Source organism: Micromonospora sp. NPDC004336, assembly GCF_053602615.1.
In genome coordinates, this window is the sequence record NZ_JBSGDY010000015.1 from 37,611 (window position 1) to 53,629 (window position 16,019).

A 16,019-nucleotide genomic window follows, 5' to 3' on the forward strand; every position below is an offset into this window, starting at 1 on the left:
TTATCTTTACATTGACAAGATGAGGAGCCTCCTCCAATCTTTGCGGTGACAAGATTGGAGACGAGATGGTTCCGTTCATCGCCCTGACGGGCGGGTTCGTCGTCCTGCGGCTCATCGGCCTGGCCGGCATCGACGCCCTGGACGCCTGGCAGCCGGCCCTACGGGGCGCGCTGGCCCTGATGTTCGTCCTCACCGGCGTGCCCCACTTCCTGTCCTCGTGGCGCCGCGACTTCGTCGCGATGATCCCGCCGGTGATCCCGCACCCCGCCCTGCTGGTCACGCTCACCGGCGTCCTGGAACTCGCCGGCGCCGCCGGACTGCTGTTTCCGCCGACCGCGCCGTACGCGGCGATCGGGCTGGCCGTGCTCATGCTCGCGATGTTCCCGGCCAACGTCTCGGCGGCCCGCCGGGGTCTCACCCTGGCCGGAAAACCCGTGACCCCCCTGCCGACCCGCACGGCCCTGCAGGTGCTCTTCATCGCCGCCGCGGTCGCGGCGGCCGGGTGAGCTCGCAACGTCGGTTCCGCCAGCCGCACCACGTCAACCCGGGAATCCAGGAGGGACACCGCGCATGAGCACCGAACACGCGGCCGACATCGACCACACCGTGCTCATCACCACCGGCCTCGCCGCAGCCTCCGCCCGTTACGCGGCCCTCGGTTTCACCCCCGTCGCTGCCGAGGACGCCTGCGGCGTACCACTCGCCGTCACCGATGCCTGACGGTCTTCCCGGCCCGTCCCCGCCCGTCACGCGTACGGAGCCGCGCTCTTCACCGGCTGCCTCGCCCCTCGTCACCCGCCGACCGTCATCCAGGGAGAAGACTTGTTCACGACACTCATGCTGTTGGCGATCCCCACGCTGGGGTTCCGCCTGCTCGCCGTGGTCGGGGTGCGTCGGTTCGCCGACTGGCGGACCAGCGCGGCCCACGGGCTGGCCGTCATGCTCGTCTTCACCGGTGCCGCGCACTTTCTCCCCGACAGCGTCACGGTGATGCCCAGCCACGGCGACATGGTGGCCATGGTTCCGCCGTTCGTCCCGTTCCCCCGCCTGGCGGTCTATGCGACCGGCATGCTGGAGCTTCTCGGCGCCCTGGGACTCGTCGTGGCCCGCACCCGTAAGGCAGCCGGGATCGGCCTCTCCGTCCTGTTCGTGCTGATGTTCCCGGCCAACGTCCACGCCGCCCTGGAAGACGTGCCGCTCAACGGCGATCCCGCCACGCCGCTGTGGTTCCGGATTCCGGAGCAGATCGTCTTCATCGCGGTCGCCCTCTGGGCCGCGGGCGTCGTCGACAGGCGGCCGGCCCGCCCCGCCGTCGCCGCACGGGAACCCCGCGCCGCGAACCGCGCCATCTGAGCCCGGGGGAGCGACCGGGCGGCGCGGAGTGACCATTGCTGCACCTCGCTGCCGTCCAGGACGGGGAAGAGGCCGTCCCGGTCACCCGAGACGGCCTCCGACCTGCTGTGCGCCCGAAGGGACCCGCTGATCCGGTCCACACGCATGGGACCTCAGCGCCGGGCCAGCGCCAGCACACTCAGGCCGAACATCAAGACACCCAGGGGGAGATGGAGCGACGGGACGTGCGCGATGCCCAGCACGACCTGAACCGAGGCGAGTGCGAGGAATCCCGACGCGTGCCAGACGGGCCGGAAGGAACTGCCGCCGGGCTTCCACGCCAGCACCGCCGCAAGCACGTACAGCATCGACGCCCCGTACATCACACGGGCTCCGACGCTGTGCAGCGTCTCCCCGTAGGACGAGGTCAACAGCAGCCCGGCGGAGACCGCCTGAAGGAAGATGGTCAGGGTCTGCAGGGCGATCGCGACCTGCAGGAACGAGAAAATGCGTCGTGCGTTCGCCGTCACCTGGGTGGTCATGTCACAGTCCCCTTTTCCGCCCTCGGGCAGCAGGTCGATAAGGTCTCACCAGTCCGACGATGCGGGCCTGCGAAAGGTAAGGCGAGGGGCGGCCGGAAGCATGGGGACTGTCACGACCAGCGCGGACGAGGTGGTCGGCGAGCGACGTCAACTGATCAATGTCGCCTACCGGTTGCTCGGTTCGGTGACCGAGGCCGAGGACGCCGTACAGGATGCCTACGCACGCTGGTACGCGCTGCCGCGGAGCCGACAGGAGGAGATCCTCTCCCCCGGCGCCTGGCTGACGACGGTGACCAGCCGCATCTGCCTGGACCTGCTCGGCTCGGCGCGGGCCCGCCGTGAACGCTATGTCGGCGCGTGGCTGCCCGAGCCGCTGCCCGACCGCGCCGAGTGGGACCACGCGGGCGGCGCCGACCCCACCGGCCGTGCGGACCCCGCCGAGCAGATCGTTCTGGACGAGTCGGTCACCATGGCCTTCCTCGTCGTCCTGGAGTCGATGACGCCGGCCGAGCGCGTGGCGTTCGTCCTGCACGAGGTCTTCCGGTACCCGTTCGCCGAGATCGCCGACGTTCTCGGCCGGACCCCTGCGGCCTGCAAGCAGTTGGCGGCCTCCGCCCGGCGGCGGGTGGGCGACGCGCGTGCCCGGGTGACGGCGACCGGCCAGGCCGACGTGGTGAGGCACGTCAAAGAGGCATGGGAGACCAAGGACGTCGCAGCCCTCGTCGGTCTCCTGAACCCGGCTGCCGTGATGACCGCCGACGGCGGCGGCGTGGTCGGCACCGTCCTGCGCCCGGTCGAGGGCGGCGCGCGCATCGCCCGGTACATGGTCGCCATTGCCGATAGTGCTCCGGGGCTCGAACTCCTGGAGCGGACGGTCAACGGTGTGCCGGGCCTGGTGGCCCAGCGTGCCGGCGTCGTCGTGACCGTAGCCTCGTTCGACGTCGCCGACGGGCGCGTCACCCGGATCTGGGCGGTCCGCAACCCGGAGAAGCTGCAGCCGTGGGCGCGGGAGGGCCGGTGGTGAGCAGGCTCTGGCCGTCGAACGGGTCAAGAGCATCCAGTACCGCACCGGCCTGCTGAACGGCTTCCTCGCTCCCACCGGACTGACACTCGAACCCGACACACAACCCGACCAGCAATGATCTGTAGCTACCCCTCGCTCCGCAGAGCGTGCCGGCGGGTCGTCTCCGAGCCGAAGCCGCGTTCCTGCGGCAGGTGTTCCTGGGGGTCCCGTCGAGGTAGCTGAGCAGCGGCTCGTCGATCGCGACGGCGACGGGTGGGTGGTCGGCCATCGGGTGCGCTCCTCCGTGGCGGGCAGCTCACCCTGGCCGAGTGAAGCGGTCGACCAGCAGGGCCAGTCGCCGCTCGTGCTCCGCGCGCCGGAGCCGGCCGCTGCGCATCAGCGTGACCAGGCCGTGCAGTCCGCTCCAGAAGGTCTCGGTGAACGTCTCCAGGTCGTCGTCGCCGGCGACCGGGCGCAGGGTCTCGGCCAGCTCGGCGAAGGCCCGGGCCAGCTCGACCGGCGCGTCCTGGCTGGCGAAGGACAGGTCGACGGGAAGGTTGAATATCGCGTCGTAGAGCGCGGGCCGGCGCTCGGCGAACGCGACGTACGCCGTGGCGATGTTGGACACCGCCTGCCGTGGGTCGGTCGCGGCGGCCCGGGCGGCGGCGAGTTCGGCGGCCAGGTCACCGCAGCCTTCCACGGCGACCGCCGCCATGATGGCGTCCTTGCCCTTGAAGTGGCTGTAGAGGACGGGCTGGCTGTACTCGATCTCGGCGGCGAGTCGGCGGGTAGTGACCGCGTCCCAGCCTTCCGACTCAGCCAGATCCCGGGCCGCGGCGACGATCGCCCGCTCCCGTTCCGCCCGCTCCCGCTCCCGGCGGGCCCGAATCGACATGCTCACAACCCTAGCACCGCTAGCCAACCTGTCGCCGCTCTGCTAGCTTCGCTCTCACATCTAGCAGCGCTAGCATCGGAGCCGAACATGCTCAGCCCCATCGCCTACGGGCTCGCCGTCGTCCTCAGCCTCTTCGTCGTCTTCATCGGCGCCCGCTTCCTTTTGGCGCCGCAGGCCTCGGCCGCCGGCTACGGCGTCCCGGCCGCCCCGAACGGGGACCCCGCCTACCTCACGATCAAGGGCCTGCGCGACCTCAGCTACGGCCTGCTCGGCCTCGCACTGATCGCCTTCACCACCGCCGACGCGGTCGCGTGGTTCATGCTGATCGTCGCGCTCAACCCGTTGGGCGACACCGTCGTCGTGCTCCGGCACGGCGGCACGAAGGCCGTCGCCTTCGGCATCCACTTCGCCACAGCCGTGGTCGTGGTCCTCGACGCCGTCCTGCTGTTCGCCCTGTGAACACCCCGAAGGAGGCGTTCGATGTCGCGAACGGCGCCCCGGCCGCACCACCACGCCAACTCGGTCGAGCTGTTCCACCTGCTGGACGGCGCCGCAAGGCACCGCGCGGCCATGACGAAGGTGCGCGGGCCTGGTCCACCGGCAGCCCCGACATCCGGCGCCGAGCAACGAGAGCGCGGGTCGCGTCCGAGGAGCGGGCCGCCCGGTAAGCCGGGCGACGAGCAGAGCGCAACATCAGATGCGTGGACCCACCGGCTGCCACCAGCTACTGCTCGCCGCCCGCGGGGCAACCCCCACTCGTCACCCTGCGCCAGCCAGTTCGACGACGCGAACGACCCGGGCGCCCACCTCGGCGGGCAAGAACCACGACACTGACCACCGTGGACAACAGTCACACCCCTGACACATGGGCATCCCGACCAGCGATCCCGACCAGCCGACACGCAATGCTGGGGTCAGCACCCGGCCGGCACGGCCACCGCCGAAACAGCACACCGACAACGGAGCAGCAGATCCCAGATGTCGGAAAGATCTGCCCCATCATGCAGAAGCGATCAAGGCCGCAACCGCAGCGGTGGCATCAAAGGCGGTTGCGGTCACCTCCCCTCCAAAGATCGAATACTGGGGTGAGCAGATTCGCGGAAGTTGTCGTGTTGGCGGCCGATGCCCACGACGTCATGGCCCCACTGACCCGGGACAACGACGGGACACGTCCGTGGAACAACATCTTCGTGCCAATTGAGAGCCAATGGCCAGGTTCGTTCGGCGGCGGGTGGGCAGCCGAGTTCACCCACCGGCGCCACTGGGCCCACCTGCTGGAGTACCTGCAGTTGCTCCCCTGGCCGCGCCCTGAGACGGTGCAGGTGCTGATCCACGACGAGGAAGACGACTGCTTTGGCCTGTGGATGATGTACGACGGCAAGCTCGTCGAGGTGGCGCTCCCGCGCACCGAGCGGTATGTCGCGCAGGACCCGTGGACCGGGGAAGACTCGACGGAGATTAGCTACCTGCACCGGACGGACTTCGGCCGTAGCGTCACCGAACGGCCTACGGTGGACCGCCTCAGCCCGTAGCCCGGCAACATCCCGCAGGGACCCCCGCCTTGCAAAGATGCTCCCCCTCGACCAAGCTCACCGCCCTAACTTCATCGCCAGCCAGCCAGGCGGCTTGGCGGATCGTGCTCTTCTTGCCGCTGGTTGGGGCCGCGCCAGCATCCTGGCCGAGCTCGACATGCCCCCACGGGTGGCCATGCAGATCCTGCGGCACGCCGACTTCAAGGTCACGATGGAGATCTACACGCGGGTCAGCTCGAAGCAGACTCGTGAGGCGTTGAAGCGCCTGGGCGACCGCATGAACGGCACGGAGTCGGCATGACTACTGCTGTACTTTGCTGCTGTACCCACGGAGAAGGGGCCGTCTCGGTTACCCGAAACGGCCCCTCACCTGCTGTGCGCCCGAAGGGACTCGAACCCCTAACCTTCTGATCCGTAGTCAGATGCTCTATCCATTGAGCTACGGGCGCTCGGTGCTCAGCCAGTCTACACACCCGGCTTTCGCGCGGAGACTCCGGGATTCGAACCCGGGAGGGGCTTTAAGACCCCAACCGCATTAGCAGTGCGGCGCCATAGACCAGACTAGGCGAAGTCTCCCTGGTGGCCCCTGCAGACCACCGCGCCCGAGAATACATGGCCCGGCCGATCGGGAGCAAAGCGACTTCCCCGGTACGCCCGGCCGTCCGGCGGGCCGGGGCACCCGGGGCGCGGCCCGCGCCCTCTCCGGCCTCGTGTTTCCCGGCTGTGCGCGAACGTCATCGGGACTACGCTTCATCGATATGCAGGAGCAGCCGCCGCGCGAGCCGACCCGCCGAGAGCCTGCTGAGGGAGCGCGGCGACGCTCCCCGAAGGCGACATTCACCCCGCCGCCGGCGTCCCCGGAACCGCCCGGCCGAGCGGAGGACGGCGGCGAGCGTCCCCGGCGGGCGGAGGACTCGGAGAAGCGCCCCCGGCGGGCGAAGCCGGCTCCGGCGGTGCTCTTCCAGCCGCCCTCGGCCGACCCGCCGCTTCCCCGCCAGGCCGACCGGGCGGCCCCTCCGCCCCCCGGTCGCGAAGCCGGTCGAGCGGACGCAAACGCGGAGAGTGACGCTGCACACAGAAGCGACGCGGAATCCGCCCCCACCGGCGACGGCCCGCGCACGGCGCCGGCCGAAGTGAGGCCGGACACGGCCGGAGCCGGGAACGGCGATGCCACGGCCAGTTCGCCGAGGAAGCGGGCGCCGGGTGCAGCTGACGGGCGATCGGCGGCCCCGGTCACGACGGAACCGATGCCGGACGCTCCCGCGAAGAAGGCCCCGGCCACGACGGACCCGACGCCGGACGCTCCCGCGAAGAAGGCGCCCGCGAAGAAAGCTCCGGCCAAGAAGGCCCCAGCAGAAGCAGCCCTCGTGAAAACGGCGGACAAGAAGGCCCCCGCGAAGAAAGCTCCGGCGAAGAAGGCCGTCGCGACGAGGGCCGCCGCCGGAACCACCGCCCCCGCTCGGGAGGCCGACCCGACGCCGCCGACGCCGGTGAGGAAGACCGCCGCTGCCGAGGCGACCACCGCCGCCCCGAGCACAGGCGCGGGCACGGACACGGGAATCAGGAGAGGCCCGTTGACCCGTACGCCGGAATCGTCCCTGCGGGAGATCGGCCGGCGGGTGCTCGACCACCCCGGGTTCGCTCCGGAGCTGCTGGCCCTGGCAGCTGTCGAGGCGATCGGGCCGGGCGCCCGCGACTGGGCGCAGCGACTGCGCGACGCGTACCCGGATGCGAGTGCCGACGGGCTGGCCCGGCTCGCGACGCGGCGGTTCGTGCGGCAGGCGGGGGCGGGCGGGGCGACGGCCGCGCTGGCGGGGTTGTTCGCGCCGGTGGCCGAGCTGGCGGCGGTGCTCTGGACCCAGGCCAACCTGGTGCTGCATCTGGCGGCGGCGTACGGTCGGGATCCCGCCCATCCGGACCGGGCGGCGGAGTTGCTGGTGCTGACCCGGGTGCACCCGGGCCCGGAGAGCGCGCGGGCGGCGCTGGCGGCGGCCCGGGCGGCGGACGGGCCGGGTGAGGCGCCGTGGCCGCGGGCGGCGGAGGCCGCGTGGCGGCTGGCCGCGCCGTTGACGGCCCAGGCCGCTGGCTGGCTGGCGCTGCGAGCCGCGTCCCGGCTGTTGCCGGGCGTGGCGGCGCTCGCGGCGGCGGCCGGCGATGCGGCGGCTGCCGAGCGGCTCGCCGCCCGCGCGATCACCGCCTACCGGCGGCGGCAAGCCGGGTGAGAAGCACCGGACGCCGGTAGATCTTGGCAGGAAACGGCCCCTGGAGGGGCCAATTCTCGCCAAGATCTACCGAGGAGCAGACGAGAGGCGGGGCGGGCTCACAGCCAGTCGAACCACTCCCTGGGCAGCAGGGCGTAGCCGACGAAGGCGCACACGTCGAGCAGCGTGTGCGCGACGATCAGCGGCATGACGCGGCGGGTGCGCAGGTAGAACAGGCTGAACACGACGCCCATCACCACGTTGCCGACGAAGGCGCCGAAGCCCTGGTAGAGGTGGTACGACCCGCGCAGGACGGCGCTCGTCGCGACGACCGCGCCGAGCCGCCACCCGAGCTGGCGTAGCCGGGTGACCAGGTAACCGACCACGATCACCTCCTCCACCACCGAGTTCTGCACGGCGGCCAGGATCAGCACCGGCACCGTCCACCAGAGCTCGGGCAGCGCGGCCGGCACCAGCGTGGCGTTGACGCCGAGCTGCGCCGCCGCCCAGAACAGCGCCAGGCCGGGCAGGCCGATCAGCGCGGCCAGGCCGGCGCCGCGGGCCAGGTCCTGGCCGGGCCGCCGGGCGTCCAGGCCGAGGGTCCGCGCCGGGTGGCCGGGGTCGCGCGCCAGCAGGTGTACGGCGAGCAGCACCGGCAGCAGCGCGAAGGCGATCCCGAGCAGCTGGTACGTGAGGTCGAGCCACGGCCGGGGCGACACGGAGGTGTTGAGCGAGGCGGTCTGCTTCGACAGCGGCCCGTCGGCGGTCAGCTTGGCGACGATCGACACCGCCGCGTAGACGGCGGACTGGCCCAGGGAGAGGCCGAGCACCAGCAGCGTCTCGGTGCCGAGCATCCGGCGGGTCGCCGGGCGGTCCAGCTCAACGGTCACCGCACCACTCTGCCCGACGTCGCCGGTCGGCGGCAGCGACGAGTGGACCTCACGTGCCGATCGCACATTCTGTGCGACCACCGTGCACGCTCCGTGGACATTCTATGGACGCCCGATCCGCCGTCAGGAGAAGGAGCGCTCGTGGACGACTTCGCACGGCTGCTGAAGGAGAGCTGGACCCTGGTCGAGGAGCACCGGGAGCGGCTGAGCGGTCACTTCTACGCCCGGCTCTTCCTGCTCGACCCCGAGCTGCGCAAGCTCTTCCCGGTGCAGATGACCGGGCAGGGCGACCGGATCCTGGAGGCGATCGTCACCGCCAGCCAGACGGTGGGCGACCCGGAGAGCTTCGACGAGTACCTGCGATCGTTGGGTCGGGACCACCGGAAGTACCACGTCGAGGCGGCGCACTACGAGACGATGGGCGTCGCGCTGCTGGACGCGCTGCGCAGCACCGCCGGCGACGGCTGGAACCTCGAGTACGACCAGGCGTGGCGGGACGCGTACGCGGCGATCTCGGAGAAGATGCTGGCCGGGGCGGCGGCCGACGACAACCCGCCGTTCTGGCACGCGGAGGTGCTGACCCACGAGCGGTACGGCGCGGACACGGCGGTGCTGACCTGCCGCGCGTTGCAGCATCCGCTGCCGTGGCGGGCCGGCCAGTACGTCAGCGTCGAGGTGCCCCGCCACCATCCCCGGGTGTGGCGCACCTACTCGGTGGCCAACGCCCCGAACGACGACAACGTGCTGGAGTTCCACGTCCGTACGCCGCCGGGCGCGGGCTGGGTCTCGGGGGCGCTGGTGCGCCGGGTGAAGCCGGGCGACCTGCTCCGGGTGGCGGCGCCGATGGGGTCGATGACGCTGGACCGTTCCTCGGAGCGGGACGTCCTGTGCGTGGCGGGCGGCGTCGGGCTCGCCCCGATCAAGGCGCTGGTGGAGGAGCTGGCGACCTACAACCGGACCCGCTGGGTGCACGTCTTCTACGGCGCCCGCACCGCGGCGGACCTCTACGGCCTGGCCGGGCTCCAGGAGCTGGTGGCGGCGCACCCGTGGCTGTCGGTCACCCCCGCGTGCAGCGAGGACCCGGACTTCGACGGCGAGCTGGGCGACATCTCCGACGTGGTCAGCCGGTACGGGCCGTGGACGACGCACGACTGCTACGTCTCGGGTTCGGCCCGGATGGTCCGGGCCACCCTGCGCGTCCTCGCCGAGGACGACGTCCCGCCGCAGAACACCCGCTACGACACCTTCGGCAACCTCTAGGAAGCGTTCCTCCCCCCATACCGGGGCGCGTGCCCCTGCCCCCTGGGGCACGCGCCCCGGTCCCCGTCGGGCGGACCGGCACCGCCCCGCCCGACCACGTCCGCCCGGCCGTCCTTCCCACCCGGGCGGACGTGGTCGGGCCCGGACGGGAGTCGACCCCGTCCTTCCACCCGGGCGGGACGTGGTCGGGCCCGGGAGGGGGTCGACGGCGGGCCGCCGGCCGGGTCAGTAGCGCCAGGGGTGGCCGGTCTCGCGGTATTCCTCGACGGGCACCAGCGGCACGCCCGGCGCCATCCGGTCCACGTAGAGCCGCCCCTCCAGGTGGTCGATCTCGTGCGCGACGAGCCGGGCCATGCCGAACTCGAACGAGGTGATGATGCGGCTGCCGTCGTACTGGGCGTGCTCGACGTCGATCCGAAGCGGCCGGGGCACCAGCCCACGGTGGTCGAAGAAGGAGAGGCAGCCCTCGTACTGCTCGTCGGTGTCCGGCGAGGTGTCGACCACCCGGGGGTTGAGCAGCACGACCGGTTCGGCCGAGCGGTCCGGGGGCCGGACCACCGCCACGGCCCGGCCGAGGCCGAGCTGCGGGGCGGCGATGCCCACGCCCTTGCTGAACGGGTGCAGCTCGTCGAGGCGGCCGAGGGCGGCGGAGAGGCGGTCGACCACCTCCCGGGCCGCCTGCTCCTCCCGGGGCAGCTCGAACGGGCGCGCCGGCTGGCGGAGCAGGTCGGCGCCGCGCTGCACGATGCCGAGGCCGCGCATCCGGTCGCTGGGCCGGACCCGCCCGGTCTCCTCCGGCTCGGCGTCCGGCCGGGCCCGGAACCGCCACTGCAACCGGTAGCGCGCGTTGAGCGGCGGGTCGTCGGTCGCCCAGTCGAAGAGCACCCGGTCGCCGTCGTCGCGCCGGTGCACGGGCGTGCGCAGGGGGCCCTCCTCCGCCGAGAGCGAGGTCTCCGCGCCCCACACCTGCGGGTCGAGGGCCGCCGGGAGGTCCAGGCGTACGGCCATCTGCCGGGTGGGCAGCCGGACGGCCCGCTGGAACCAGGGGCCCCACTTGTCGTGCCCGACGCAGTACGCGTACTCGATGGTGGCCCGGTCGCCGGGATAGAGCGGGAAGCGCCGGTCGCCGTTCTCGAAGAGCAGCCAGATCTCCTTGAAGGCGTCCCGGTCGTGCTTGGCCCGCCAGTGCATGGCCTCCCGTTCGCCGCCGTCCTCGCGGTAGGCCCGCAGCCGCAGCTCGGCGAAGGTGAGCGGGTGCTCCCGGTGGTGCCGGTTGGACCGCCCCGGGTCGTTGGGGTAGCGGTCGACGGCGACCCGGACGAGGTAGCGGGTGACCGGCTCGGTGCCGGCGTTGTAGAGCTCCCGCCGGATGACGCAGCGGTAGGCGTCGTCGAGGTGGGTGAGGGTGGCGAGTTCCCGCTCGACGATGAGCCCCGTGCCGGGCGGCATCCACTGCCCGGGCAGGGGCGGCTCCCGGTGGGCCCGTTCGGCGCGGGCGTGGCGCAGCTCGTCGTACTCCTTGAAGCGCTGCCAGATCGCGCCGCTGGCCTCCAGCACGGCCTCGGCGCGGCGGGCGAAGTCCTCGGTGGGGCGGTGCCGCCGCCCCTCGACGTGGCTGACGTACGACGGATCGAACCCCATCAGGGTGGCGAGCTGCTTCTTGGACAGCCCCCGTCCCGTGCGGTGCCGGGCGAGCTCGGCGGCGAAGGAGTCGGCAGCCCGATCGAGCGGTGAGGTCGTCATCAGCTTCCTCGTGGCCGGGAGTATCAAGTTTCACGTTCTGTGCCCGCGCACACACGGCAAGTGCCGTCTTGCCGACACGAATCTTGACGGGAAGCGACAGTTGTCGATACTGGCGACGTTTCCCGCCCCGCCCCTCGGGTAGTCCCCCGCACGCCGGCGGAGCGGCCCGGGCGGTGACCCGCACCTCGGGTATCCGACAGGGGTCGGGCTTCCCTCGGCCCCTGCGCTGGGGTTAGGGTAGCCTTAGCTCAGTTGAGGCGCTTCGGACGGGAGATGAGTCGGATGACAGCGGTGATGCCGGGGCGCCAGATCGCCGCCGCGCCGCTGGCGCCGGTCACCGCCGCCCTGCGCGGGATGTTCGGCACCGACGACGTGCCCGGCCTCGCGCCCGGCCTGCTGGTGGCCGACGAGTTCGGCTGGAGCACCGCCGCCACCCTGGTCGACGGCACCCGACTGCCGGAGTTCCTGCACTCGGCGACCCTGCGCTGGGGCGGCACGCCGCACGCCTGCGCCGCGCTGGCCTGGAAGTCCTACAGCTACTGGACGGCGCTGCCCGTCGTGCTCGGCTGGGCCTCCGCCCGGCGGGTGCCCCTGCTCGACCCGGCCGACGTCCTGATCCACTTCGAGGACCACCGCCCGCTGCTCACCATGGGCCTGCGGCGCTCGACCACGGTCGCGGTGCTGCCCGGCGACCCGCTGGCGCTCTCCGGGCCGCCCGAGGTGCGGGTCGTCGCCGACGAGGCCGAACTGCTCCGGGTGCTGCGCGGCTCGCTGCTCGACGCCCACCTGGCGCCGATGATCGCGGCGATCCAGGCCGAGGTGCGCATCGGCGCGCGCACCCTGCTCGGGTCGGTGGCCTCCGGCATCGCCCACGGCATCCTCCGGGCTGCCGACGGCCTGCCCGGCTCGTCGGTCGAGACGATCGAGACGCTGCTCGGCGCGCTCGACCTCGCCGACCTGGTGGAGCTGGTGCCGGGCCCGGCGGGCGAGCCCACCGTGCAGCGGCGCACCTGCTGCCTCGCGTTCACCCTCCCCAAGCCCAAGGTCTGCCAGGGCTGCTGCGTCCGCCAGCCCTGACCACCCGCCGGCCCGCGCGGCCCCAGGTCGACGTCGTCGGGGGCGCGCTCAGTCGGTGAGCGTGCGGACGTCCCAGAGCCAGACCCCGCCGGTGTACGTGGGCCGGATGCCGGTCAGCTCCGTCATCCCCCGCCGCAGCGCGTCGGCGTGCCGGTGCGGCCCGAGCACGACCGCGCCCGCCCGCCAGTGCCGCAGGTCCCCCACCGCGTCGACCCGCGCCTGCGGGGTGATCGGCGGCACCGCGCCGCTGCGCCGGATCTCGGCGAAGAACTCGCTGGTCGGCCGGGGCGGGGCGGAGAACAGGGCGACCCGGTCCCGCCCGGGACGGGTGTCCGGGCCCAGGAAGTAGCCCCGGGCGATGGGCATCTCCAGCCCGGTCCGCGCCGACCAGCGCAGCGGATCGGCGTAGTGGGTGTCCGGCAGCGGCAGGGTCACGATGCTCCGCCCGCCGGCCACGTACGGCCGCCAGGCGCCGGAGGTGACGAAGGCGGGAACGGCGTCGAGCCGGGTGGTGGGCAGCGGCGTCGGCAGGATCGGCAGCAGCGCCATGGCGGCCACCGTGGCGGCGGCGAAGCGGATCTGCGGGCGGGCCCCCGGGTGCCGGGCGGCCAGCACGCGCACGTGTTCCGCCCCGTAGGCGAGCAGCACCCCGACGATCGGGGTGATCGCCAGCGCCCACCGGGTCGGCACCACCGAGTGCAGGACCGGCAGGCCCTCCAGCGCCGCCCAGGGGCCGGGGACGCCGGTCCCCCTGCCGTTCAGCTGGACCTCCCGCCCGAGCGAGAGCAGGCCGAAGAGCAGCGCGAGGACGGCCAGCCCGCGTACCACGACGTGCCGGCGCAGCCACCAGACCAGGGCGACGACGAGCACCACCAGCGGCCAGCCGAAGAAGGCGTTCTCCTCGGTCGGGTTCTTCGCCAGCCCCTGCGCGGTGCGCGCGTCCCCGGCGAGGGACTCCCGGGAGTACGCCACGAACGAGGCGAGGTCCGTGGAGTAGCCGCGGATCAGCCAGGACAGCCCGTTGTACGCGCCCGGCCCGAAGAACTGCACGTAGAGCGGGTACGCCAGCAGGACCAATGCCACCACGGCGGCCGTGCCCAGCCCGGCGAGGAACGGCCGCGCCCGGCGGCGCAGCTCGGGCCGGCCGAGGGCGAGCGCCCCGACGACCACGCCCAGCCCGATCGCGGTCATCAGCAGCACCTCGAGGTTGATGAAGGCCTGCCAGACGATCACCAGCGCCAGCAGCACCCCGTTGCGCAGCCAGCGGCCCGGATCGCCGAGCCGCAGCGTGCGCCAGATGATCAGGGGCACCACGAACTGCGAGACGATGTTGGGATGGGCGTTGGCGTGCGAGACCATCGCCGGCGCGTACGCGCAGAACGCCGCGCCGAGCCAGGCCGGCCCTCGCGAGCCGACGACCACCCGCGAGAGCAGGAAGTACCAGGCTGTCGCCGTGGCGATCATGCCGAGGGTGAGAAAGAGCAGAAAGGACGCCCGGGTGCCGAACAGCAGGGTGACGGGCGTCATTGGCAGCGATACGGATAATACGGACGTATTCGCCATCAGATTGACGCTGTCCGGCACGTTCATCCGGTCCGACGTGAAGGGATAGGCGAAATCGGTCACGACGCGCGCGCCGTGCGCCATCATCCACTCGAACTGGGACTGGTCCGTGCGGTTGTCCCGCACGCCGTGCGAGGGGCGCAGCCAGAGCCGCGCGGTCACCCAGAAGCCGAGCGCGGCGAAGCTCGCCACCGCGGCGGCGTCCGCCCACCGGCCGCTCCACCGCCATAATCCCCGGTCGGGACCGCCCTCCGCCGCCCCGCGTGCGGACGCGCCGGCGGGGGGACCCGATTCGGGAGTAGTCATGACGATTCGTAGAGTAGTCAGCCGCTAGCGCCGCCGTGACATGTTTCGGGGTACTGCCGTACCATGTGCCGGGTTCGCCGACCGCCGATCACGTGCCCACCCCCGACCGCAATTCGGCCACCCAGGTGCCCCGATTCTTCTGCCGTCAGCGCGGATGATTCACTCTGTCGGTCCAGGCGCGGGTCGAGTCATATCGTGAGGAATCGACGCATGGCAGAAATCACTGGGGATCAGCGCGTGCAGTCCGAGGTCCTGGAGGGCCTCGCGACAGCGGTCAACCACCGACGCTGGTTCGTCGAGCTGGCCGTGCCGTACCTCGGTGACAATCCGATCGAGATCGGCAGCGGGCTCGGCGACTACGCGCTGGAGTGGGCGGAGCGGCTGCCCCGGTTCACCGCCACCGAGGCCGACCCCGACCGGCTCGTCTCCCTCAAGGAGCGGCTGGCCGACGAGCCCCGCATCGAGGTCCGCCAGATGCTCCTGCCGCACTCCGAGCGGGGCGACTACAGTGCCGCGGTGTCGTACAACGTGCTGGAGCACATCGAGGACCACGTGGGCGCGCTGCGCAGCATGCGCGACCTGGTCCGGCCCGGCGGCAACGTCATCATCATCGTGCCGGCGTTCCAGTTCGCGATGAGCCCGGCGGACATCGCCACCGGCCACGTGCGCCGCTACACCAAGAAGACCCTGGCCGACGCGATGACCGCCGCCGGCCTGACGGTGGAGAAGATCCACTACGCGAACGCGCTCGGCCTGATCGGCTACTTCATGGCCACCAAGGTCTTCCGGCTGATGCCGAAGGAGGGCCCGATGGTGAAGGTCTACGACACCCTCGTGCTCCCCGCCACCAAGGCCGCCGAGCAGCGCGTCCGCCCCCCGTTCGGCCAGTCCGTCTTCGCCGTCGCCCGAGTCCCCTCCTAACCCACCCCACCCCACCCGCGCCCCCACCCGCGTCCCCACGCCCCCACCCCGCCCGCGATCTTGCACTTTCGGCCCTCGTTACGCGGCTTTCGCCCCTTCTGTCGGGGCAGCAAGTGCAAGATCGCGGGAGCGGGTGGGCGGGGGCGGGGAGGGGCGAGGGGTGGGGTTGGGGGTTAGTGGTTGATTTGGTAGGTGGGGCGGATCACGGCGCGGGCCAGGGTGTGGAAGGCGAGGTTGAAGCCGACGACGGCGGGGGTCGCGTCGGGGGTGACGTCGAGGCGCTCCACGTCGATGGCGTGCACCGCGAAGACGTAGCGGTGCGGGCGGTCGCCGGCCGGCGGTGCGGCCCCGCCGTAGCCCTGGTCGCCGTAGTCGTTGCGGACCGTGAAGCCGCCGCCGAGGTCCGCCGAGCCCGCCCCGCGCGGCAGTTCCGTCACGCTCGCCGGCACGTTGACCACGACCCAGTGCCAGAAGCCGCTGCCCGTCGGCGCGTCCGGGTCGAAGCAGGTCACCACGAAGCCCTTGGTCTCGGCCGGGAAGCCGGACCAGGCGAGCTGCGGCGAGACGTTACCGCCCCCGACGCTGCCGTGGGCGTGCGCGGCGTCCATCGGCTCGCCGTTCTGCACGTCGTCGCTGGTCAGGGTGAACGCCGACACGGTCGGCAGCAGCTCGTACGGGTCGGGGGCGATCGGTCGTTCCAGGGTCATCGAGACTGGTCCTTCCGGTTGGTGCTGTTGTCCTTGACTCACCTTCT

At 72.1% G+C, this 16,019-nt stretch carries 16 protein-coding genes, 2 tRNA genes and 1 pseudogene; 11 read left to right on the top strand and 8 right to left on the bottom strand.

Translation table 11 applies throughout. The features are described 5' to 3' along the window. The first annotated feature begins 65 nt into the window (after positions 1–65). The 3 genes from ACWENR_RS05850 to ACWENR_RS05860 all read left to right on the top strand — a co-directional run bounded on the left by ACWENR_RS05850 (position 66) and on the right by ACWENR_RS05860 (position 1,353). Complete coding sequence (locus ACWENR_RS05850; protein ID WP_452275913.1) at positions 66–506, top strand: DoxX family protein; 441 nt, start codon at positions 66–68, stop codon at positions 504–506. 64 nt (positions 507–570) lie between these two features. Further along, positions 571–720: a hypothetical protein gene (locus ACWENR_RS05855; protein WP_452275914.1), complete on the top strand. Its 150-nt coding sequence runs from the start codon at positions 571–573 to the stop codon at positions 718–720. Between the two features lie 102 nt (positions 721–822). Next, on the top strand, positions 823–1,353 hold the full coding sequence (locus tag ACWENR_RS05860) for a DoxX family protein (protein ID WP_452275915.1): 531 nt from the start codon (positions 823–825) through the stop codon (positions 1,351–1,353). Between the two features lie 152 nt (positions 1,354–1,505). Here the strand turns inward: ACWENR_RS05860 and ACWENR_RS05865 are convergent, their stop codons facing one another. Then, positions 1,506–1,874 carry a hypothetical protein gene (locus ACWENR_RS05865; protein ID WP_452275916.1) on the bottom strand — a complete coding sequence of 123 codons (369 nt, stop codon included), beginning with the start codon at positions 1,872–1,874 and terminating at the stop codon, positions 1,506–1,508. Positions 1,875–1,974: 100 nt separating this feature from the next. On the opposite strand from ACWENR_RS05865, the gene sigJ reads away from it, so the two are divergent. Further along, positions 1,975–2,898 (top strand): RNA polymerase sigma factor SigJ, encoded by a 924-nt coding sequence (gene sigJ, locus ACWENR_RS05870; RefSeq protein ID WP_452275917.1) that lies wholly within the window; start codon positions 1,975–1,977, stop codon positions 2,896–2,898. Between the two features lie 295 nt (positions 2,899–3,193). Here sigJ and ACWENR_RS05875 read toward each other — a convergent pair whose 3' ends face one another. Beyond that, entirely contained in the window at positions 3,194–3,772 is a 579-nt protein-coding gene (locus tag ACWENR_RS05875; protein WP_452275918.1) for a TetR/AcrR family transcriptional regulator, read from the bottom strand. 87 nt (positions 3,773–3,859) lie between these two features. On the opposite strand from ACWENR_RS05875, the gene ACWENR_RS05880 reads away from it, so the two are divergent. From ACWENR_RS05880 to ACWENR_RS05890, 3 genes and pseudogenes are all read left to right on the top strand, one after another. Continuing rightward, positions 3,860–4,231 (top strand): DUF4267 domain-containing protein, encoded by a 372-nt coding sequence (locus ACWENR_RS05880; protein WP_452275919.1) that lies wholly within the window; start codon positions 3,860–3,862, stop codon positions 4,229–4,231. Between the two features lie 626 nt (positions 4,232–4,857). Continuing rightward, positions 4,858–5,304, top strand: coding sequence for a hypothetical protein (locus ACWENR_RS05885; RefSeq protein WP_452275920.1), 447 nt, complete (start codon positions 4,858–4,860; stop codon positions 5,302–5,304). A 133-nt stretch (positions 5,305–5,437) separates the two neighbouring features. Next, positions 5,438–5,605: pseudogene (locus tag ACWENR_RS05890) on the top strand (site-specific integrase); the annotation flags it as partial. A gap of 75 nt (positions 5,606–5,680) precedes the next feature. Here the strand turns inward: ACWENR_RS05890 and ACWENR_RS05895 are convergent. Both ACWENR_RS05895 and ACWENR_RS05900 read right to left on the bottom strand, forming a co-directional pair. Then, positions 5,681–5,753: transfer RNA gene (locus tag ACWENR_RS05895), tRNA-Arg, on the bottom strand. Positions 5,754–5,789: 36 nt separating this feature from the next. Beyond that, a tRNA-Ser gene (locus ACWENR_RS05900) sits at positions 5,790–5,880 on the bottom strand. Positions 5,881–6,671: 791 nt separating this feature from the next. Here ACWENR_RS05900 and ACWENR_RS05905 point away from each other — a divergent pair. Next, complete coding sequence (locus ACWENR_RS05905; RefSeq protein WP_452275921.1) at positions 6,672–7,526, top strand: hypothetical protein; 855 nt, start codon at positions 6,672–6,674, stop codon at positions 7,524–7,526. 98 nt (positions 7,527–7,624) lie between these two features. Here the strand turns inward: ACWENR_RS05905 and ACWENR_RS05910 are convergent, their stop codons facing one another. Next, on the bottom strand, positions 7,625–8,395 hold the full coding sequence (locus ACWENR_RS05910; RefSeq protein WP_452275922.1) for a CPBP family intramembrane glutamic endopeptidase: 771 nt from the start codon (positions 8,393–8,395) through the stop codon (positions 7,625–7,627). 141 nt (positions 8,396–8,536) lie between these two features. On the opposite strand from ACWENR_RS05910, the gene ACWENR_RS05915 reads away from it, so the two are divergent. After that, positions 8,537–9,655 (top strand): globin domain-containing protein, encoded by a 1,119-nt coding sequence (locus ACWENR_RS05915; RefSeq protein WP_452275923.1) that lies wholly within the window; start codon positions 8,537–8,539, stop codon positions 9,653–9,655. Positions 9,656–9,880: 225 nt separating this feature from the next. Here the strand turns inward: ACWENR_RS05915 and ACWENR_RS05920 are convergent, their stop codons facing one another. After that, complete coding sequence (locus tag ACWENR_RS05920; protein WP_452275924.1) at positions 9,881–11,398, bottom strand: peptide deformylase; 1,518 nt, start codon at positions 11,396–11,398, stop codon at positions 9,881–9,883. A 294-nt stretch (positions 11,399–11,692) separates the two neighbouring features. Here ACWENR_RS05920 and ACWENR_RS05925 point away from each other — a divergent pair, with 294 nt between their 5' ends. Beyond that, a complete protein-coding gene (locus ACWENR_RS05925; protein WP_452275939.1) occupies positions 11,693–12,475 on the top strand; it encodes an IucA/IucC family C-terminal-domain containing protein in 783 nt (260 codons plus the stop codon). A gap of 48 nt (positions 12,476–12,523) precedes the next feature. Here ACWENR_RS05925 and ACWENR_RS05930 read toward each other — a convergent pair whose 3' ends face one another. After that, on the bottom strand, positions 12,524–14,344 hold the full coding sequence (locus tag ACWENR_RS05930; RefSeq protein ID WP_452275925.1) for a hypothetical protein: 1,821 nt from the start codon (positions 14,342–14,344) through the stop codon (positions 12,524–12,526). Between the two features lie 210 nt (positions 14,345–14,554). On the opposite strand from ACWENR_RS05930, the gene ACWENR_RS05935 reads away from it, so the two are divergent. Then, positions 14,555–15,265 (top strand): class I SAM-dependent methyltransferase, encoded by a 711-nt coding sequence (locus tag ACWENR_RS05935; protein WP_091100997.1) that lies wholly within the window; start codon positions 14,555–14,557, stop codon positions 15,263–15,265. A gap of 173 nt (positions 15,266–15,438) precedes the next feature. On the opposite strand, the gene ACWENR_RS05940 is transcribed toward ACWENR_RS05935, so the two are convergent. Then, positions 15,439–15,972, bottom strand: a complete 534-nt coding sequence (locus ACWENR_RS05940; RefSeq protein ID WP_452275926.1) for a YbhB/YbcL family Raf kinase inhibitor-like protein — start codon at positions 15,970–15,972, stop codon at positions 15,439–15,441. Positions 15,973–16,019: the final 47 nt, after the last annotated feature.

Coding starts and splice junctions, on each gene's coding strand:
- ACWENR_RS05875 (WP_452275918.1), bottom strand. CDS start 3,772: ATGTCGATTCGGGCCCGCCGGGAGCGGGAGCGGGCGGAACGGGAGCGG.
- sigJ (WP_452275917.1), top strand. CDS start 1,975: ATGGGGACTGTCACGACCAGCGCGGACGAGGTGGTCGGCGAGCGACGT.
- ACWENR_RS05935 (WP_091100997.1), top strand. CDS start 14,555: ATGGCAGAAATCACTGGGGATCAGCGCGTGCAGTCCGAGGTCCTGGAG.
- ACWENR_RS05865 (WP_452275916.1), bottom strand. CDS start 1,874: ATGACCACCCAGGTGACGGCGAACGCACGACGCATTTTCTCGTTCCTG.
- ACWENR_RS05855 (WP_452275914.1), top strand. CDS start 571: ATGAGCACCGAACACGCGGCCGACATCGACCACACCGTGCTCATCACC.
- ACWENR_RS05925 (WP_452275939.1), top strand. CDS start 11,693: ATGCCGGGGCGCCAGATCGCCGCCGCGCCGCTGGCGCCGGTCACCGCC.
- ACWENR_RS05850 (WP_452275913.1), top strand. CDS start 66: ATGGTTCCGTTCATCGCCCTGACGGGCGGGTTCGTCGTCCTGCGGCTC.
- ACWENR_RS05940 (WP_452275926.1), bottom strand. CDS start 15,972: ATGACCCTGGAACGACCGATCGCCCCCGACCCGTACGAGCTGCTGCCG.
- ACWENR_RS05920 (WP_452275924.1), bottom strand. CDS start 11,398: ATGACGACCTCACCGCTCGATCGGGCTGCCGACTCCTTCGCCGCCGAG.
- ACWENR_RS05930 (WP_452275925.1), bottom strand. CDS start 14,344: ATGACTACTCCCGAATCGGGTCCCCCCGCCGGCGCGTCCGCACGCGGG.
- ACWENR_RS05880 (WP_452275919.1), top strand. CDS start 3,860: ATGCTCAGCCCCATCGCCTACGGGCTCGCCGTCGTCCTCAGCCTCTTC.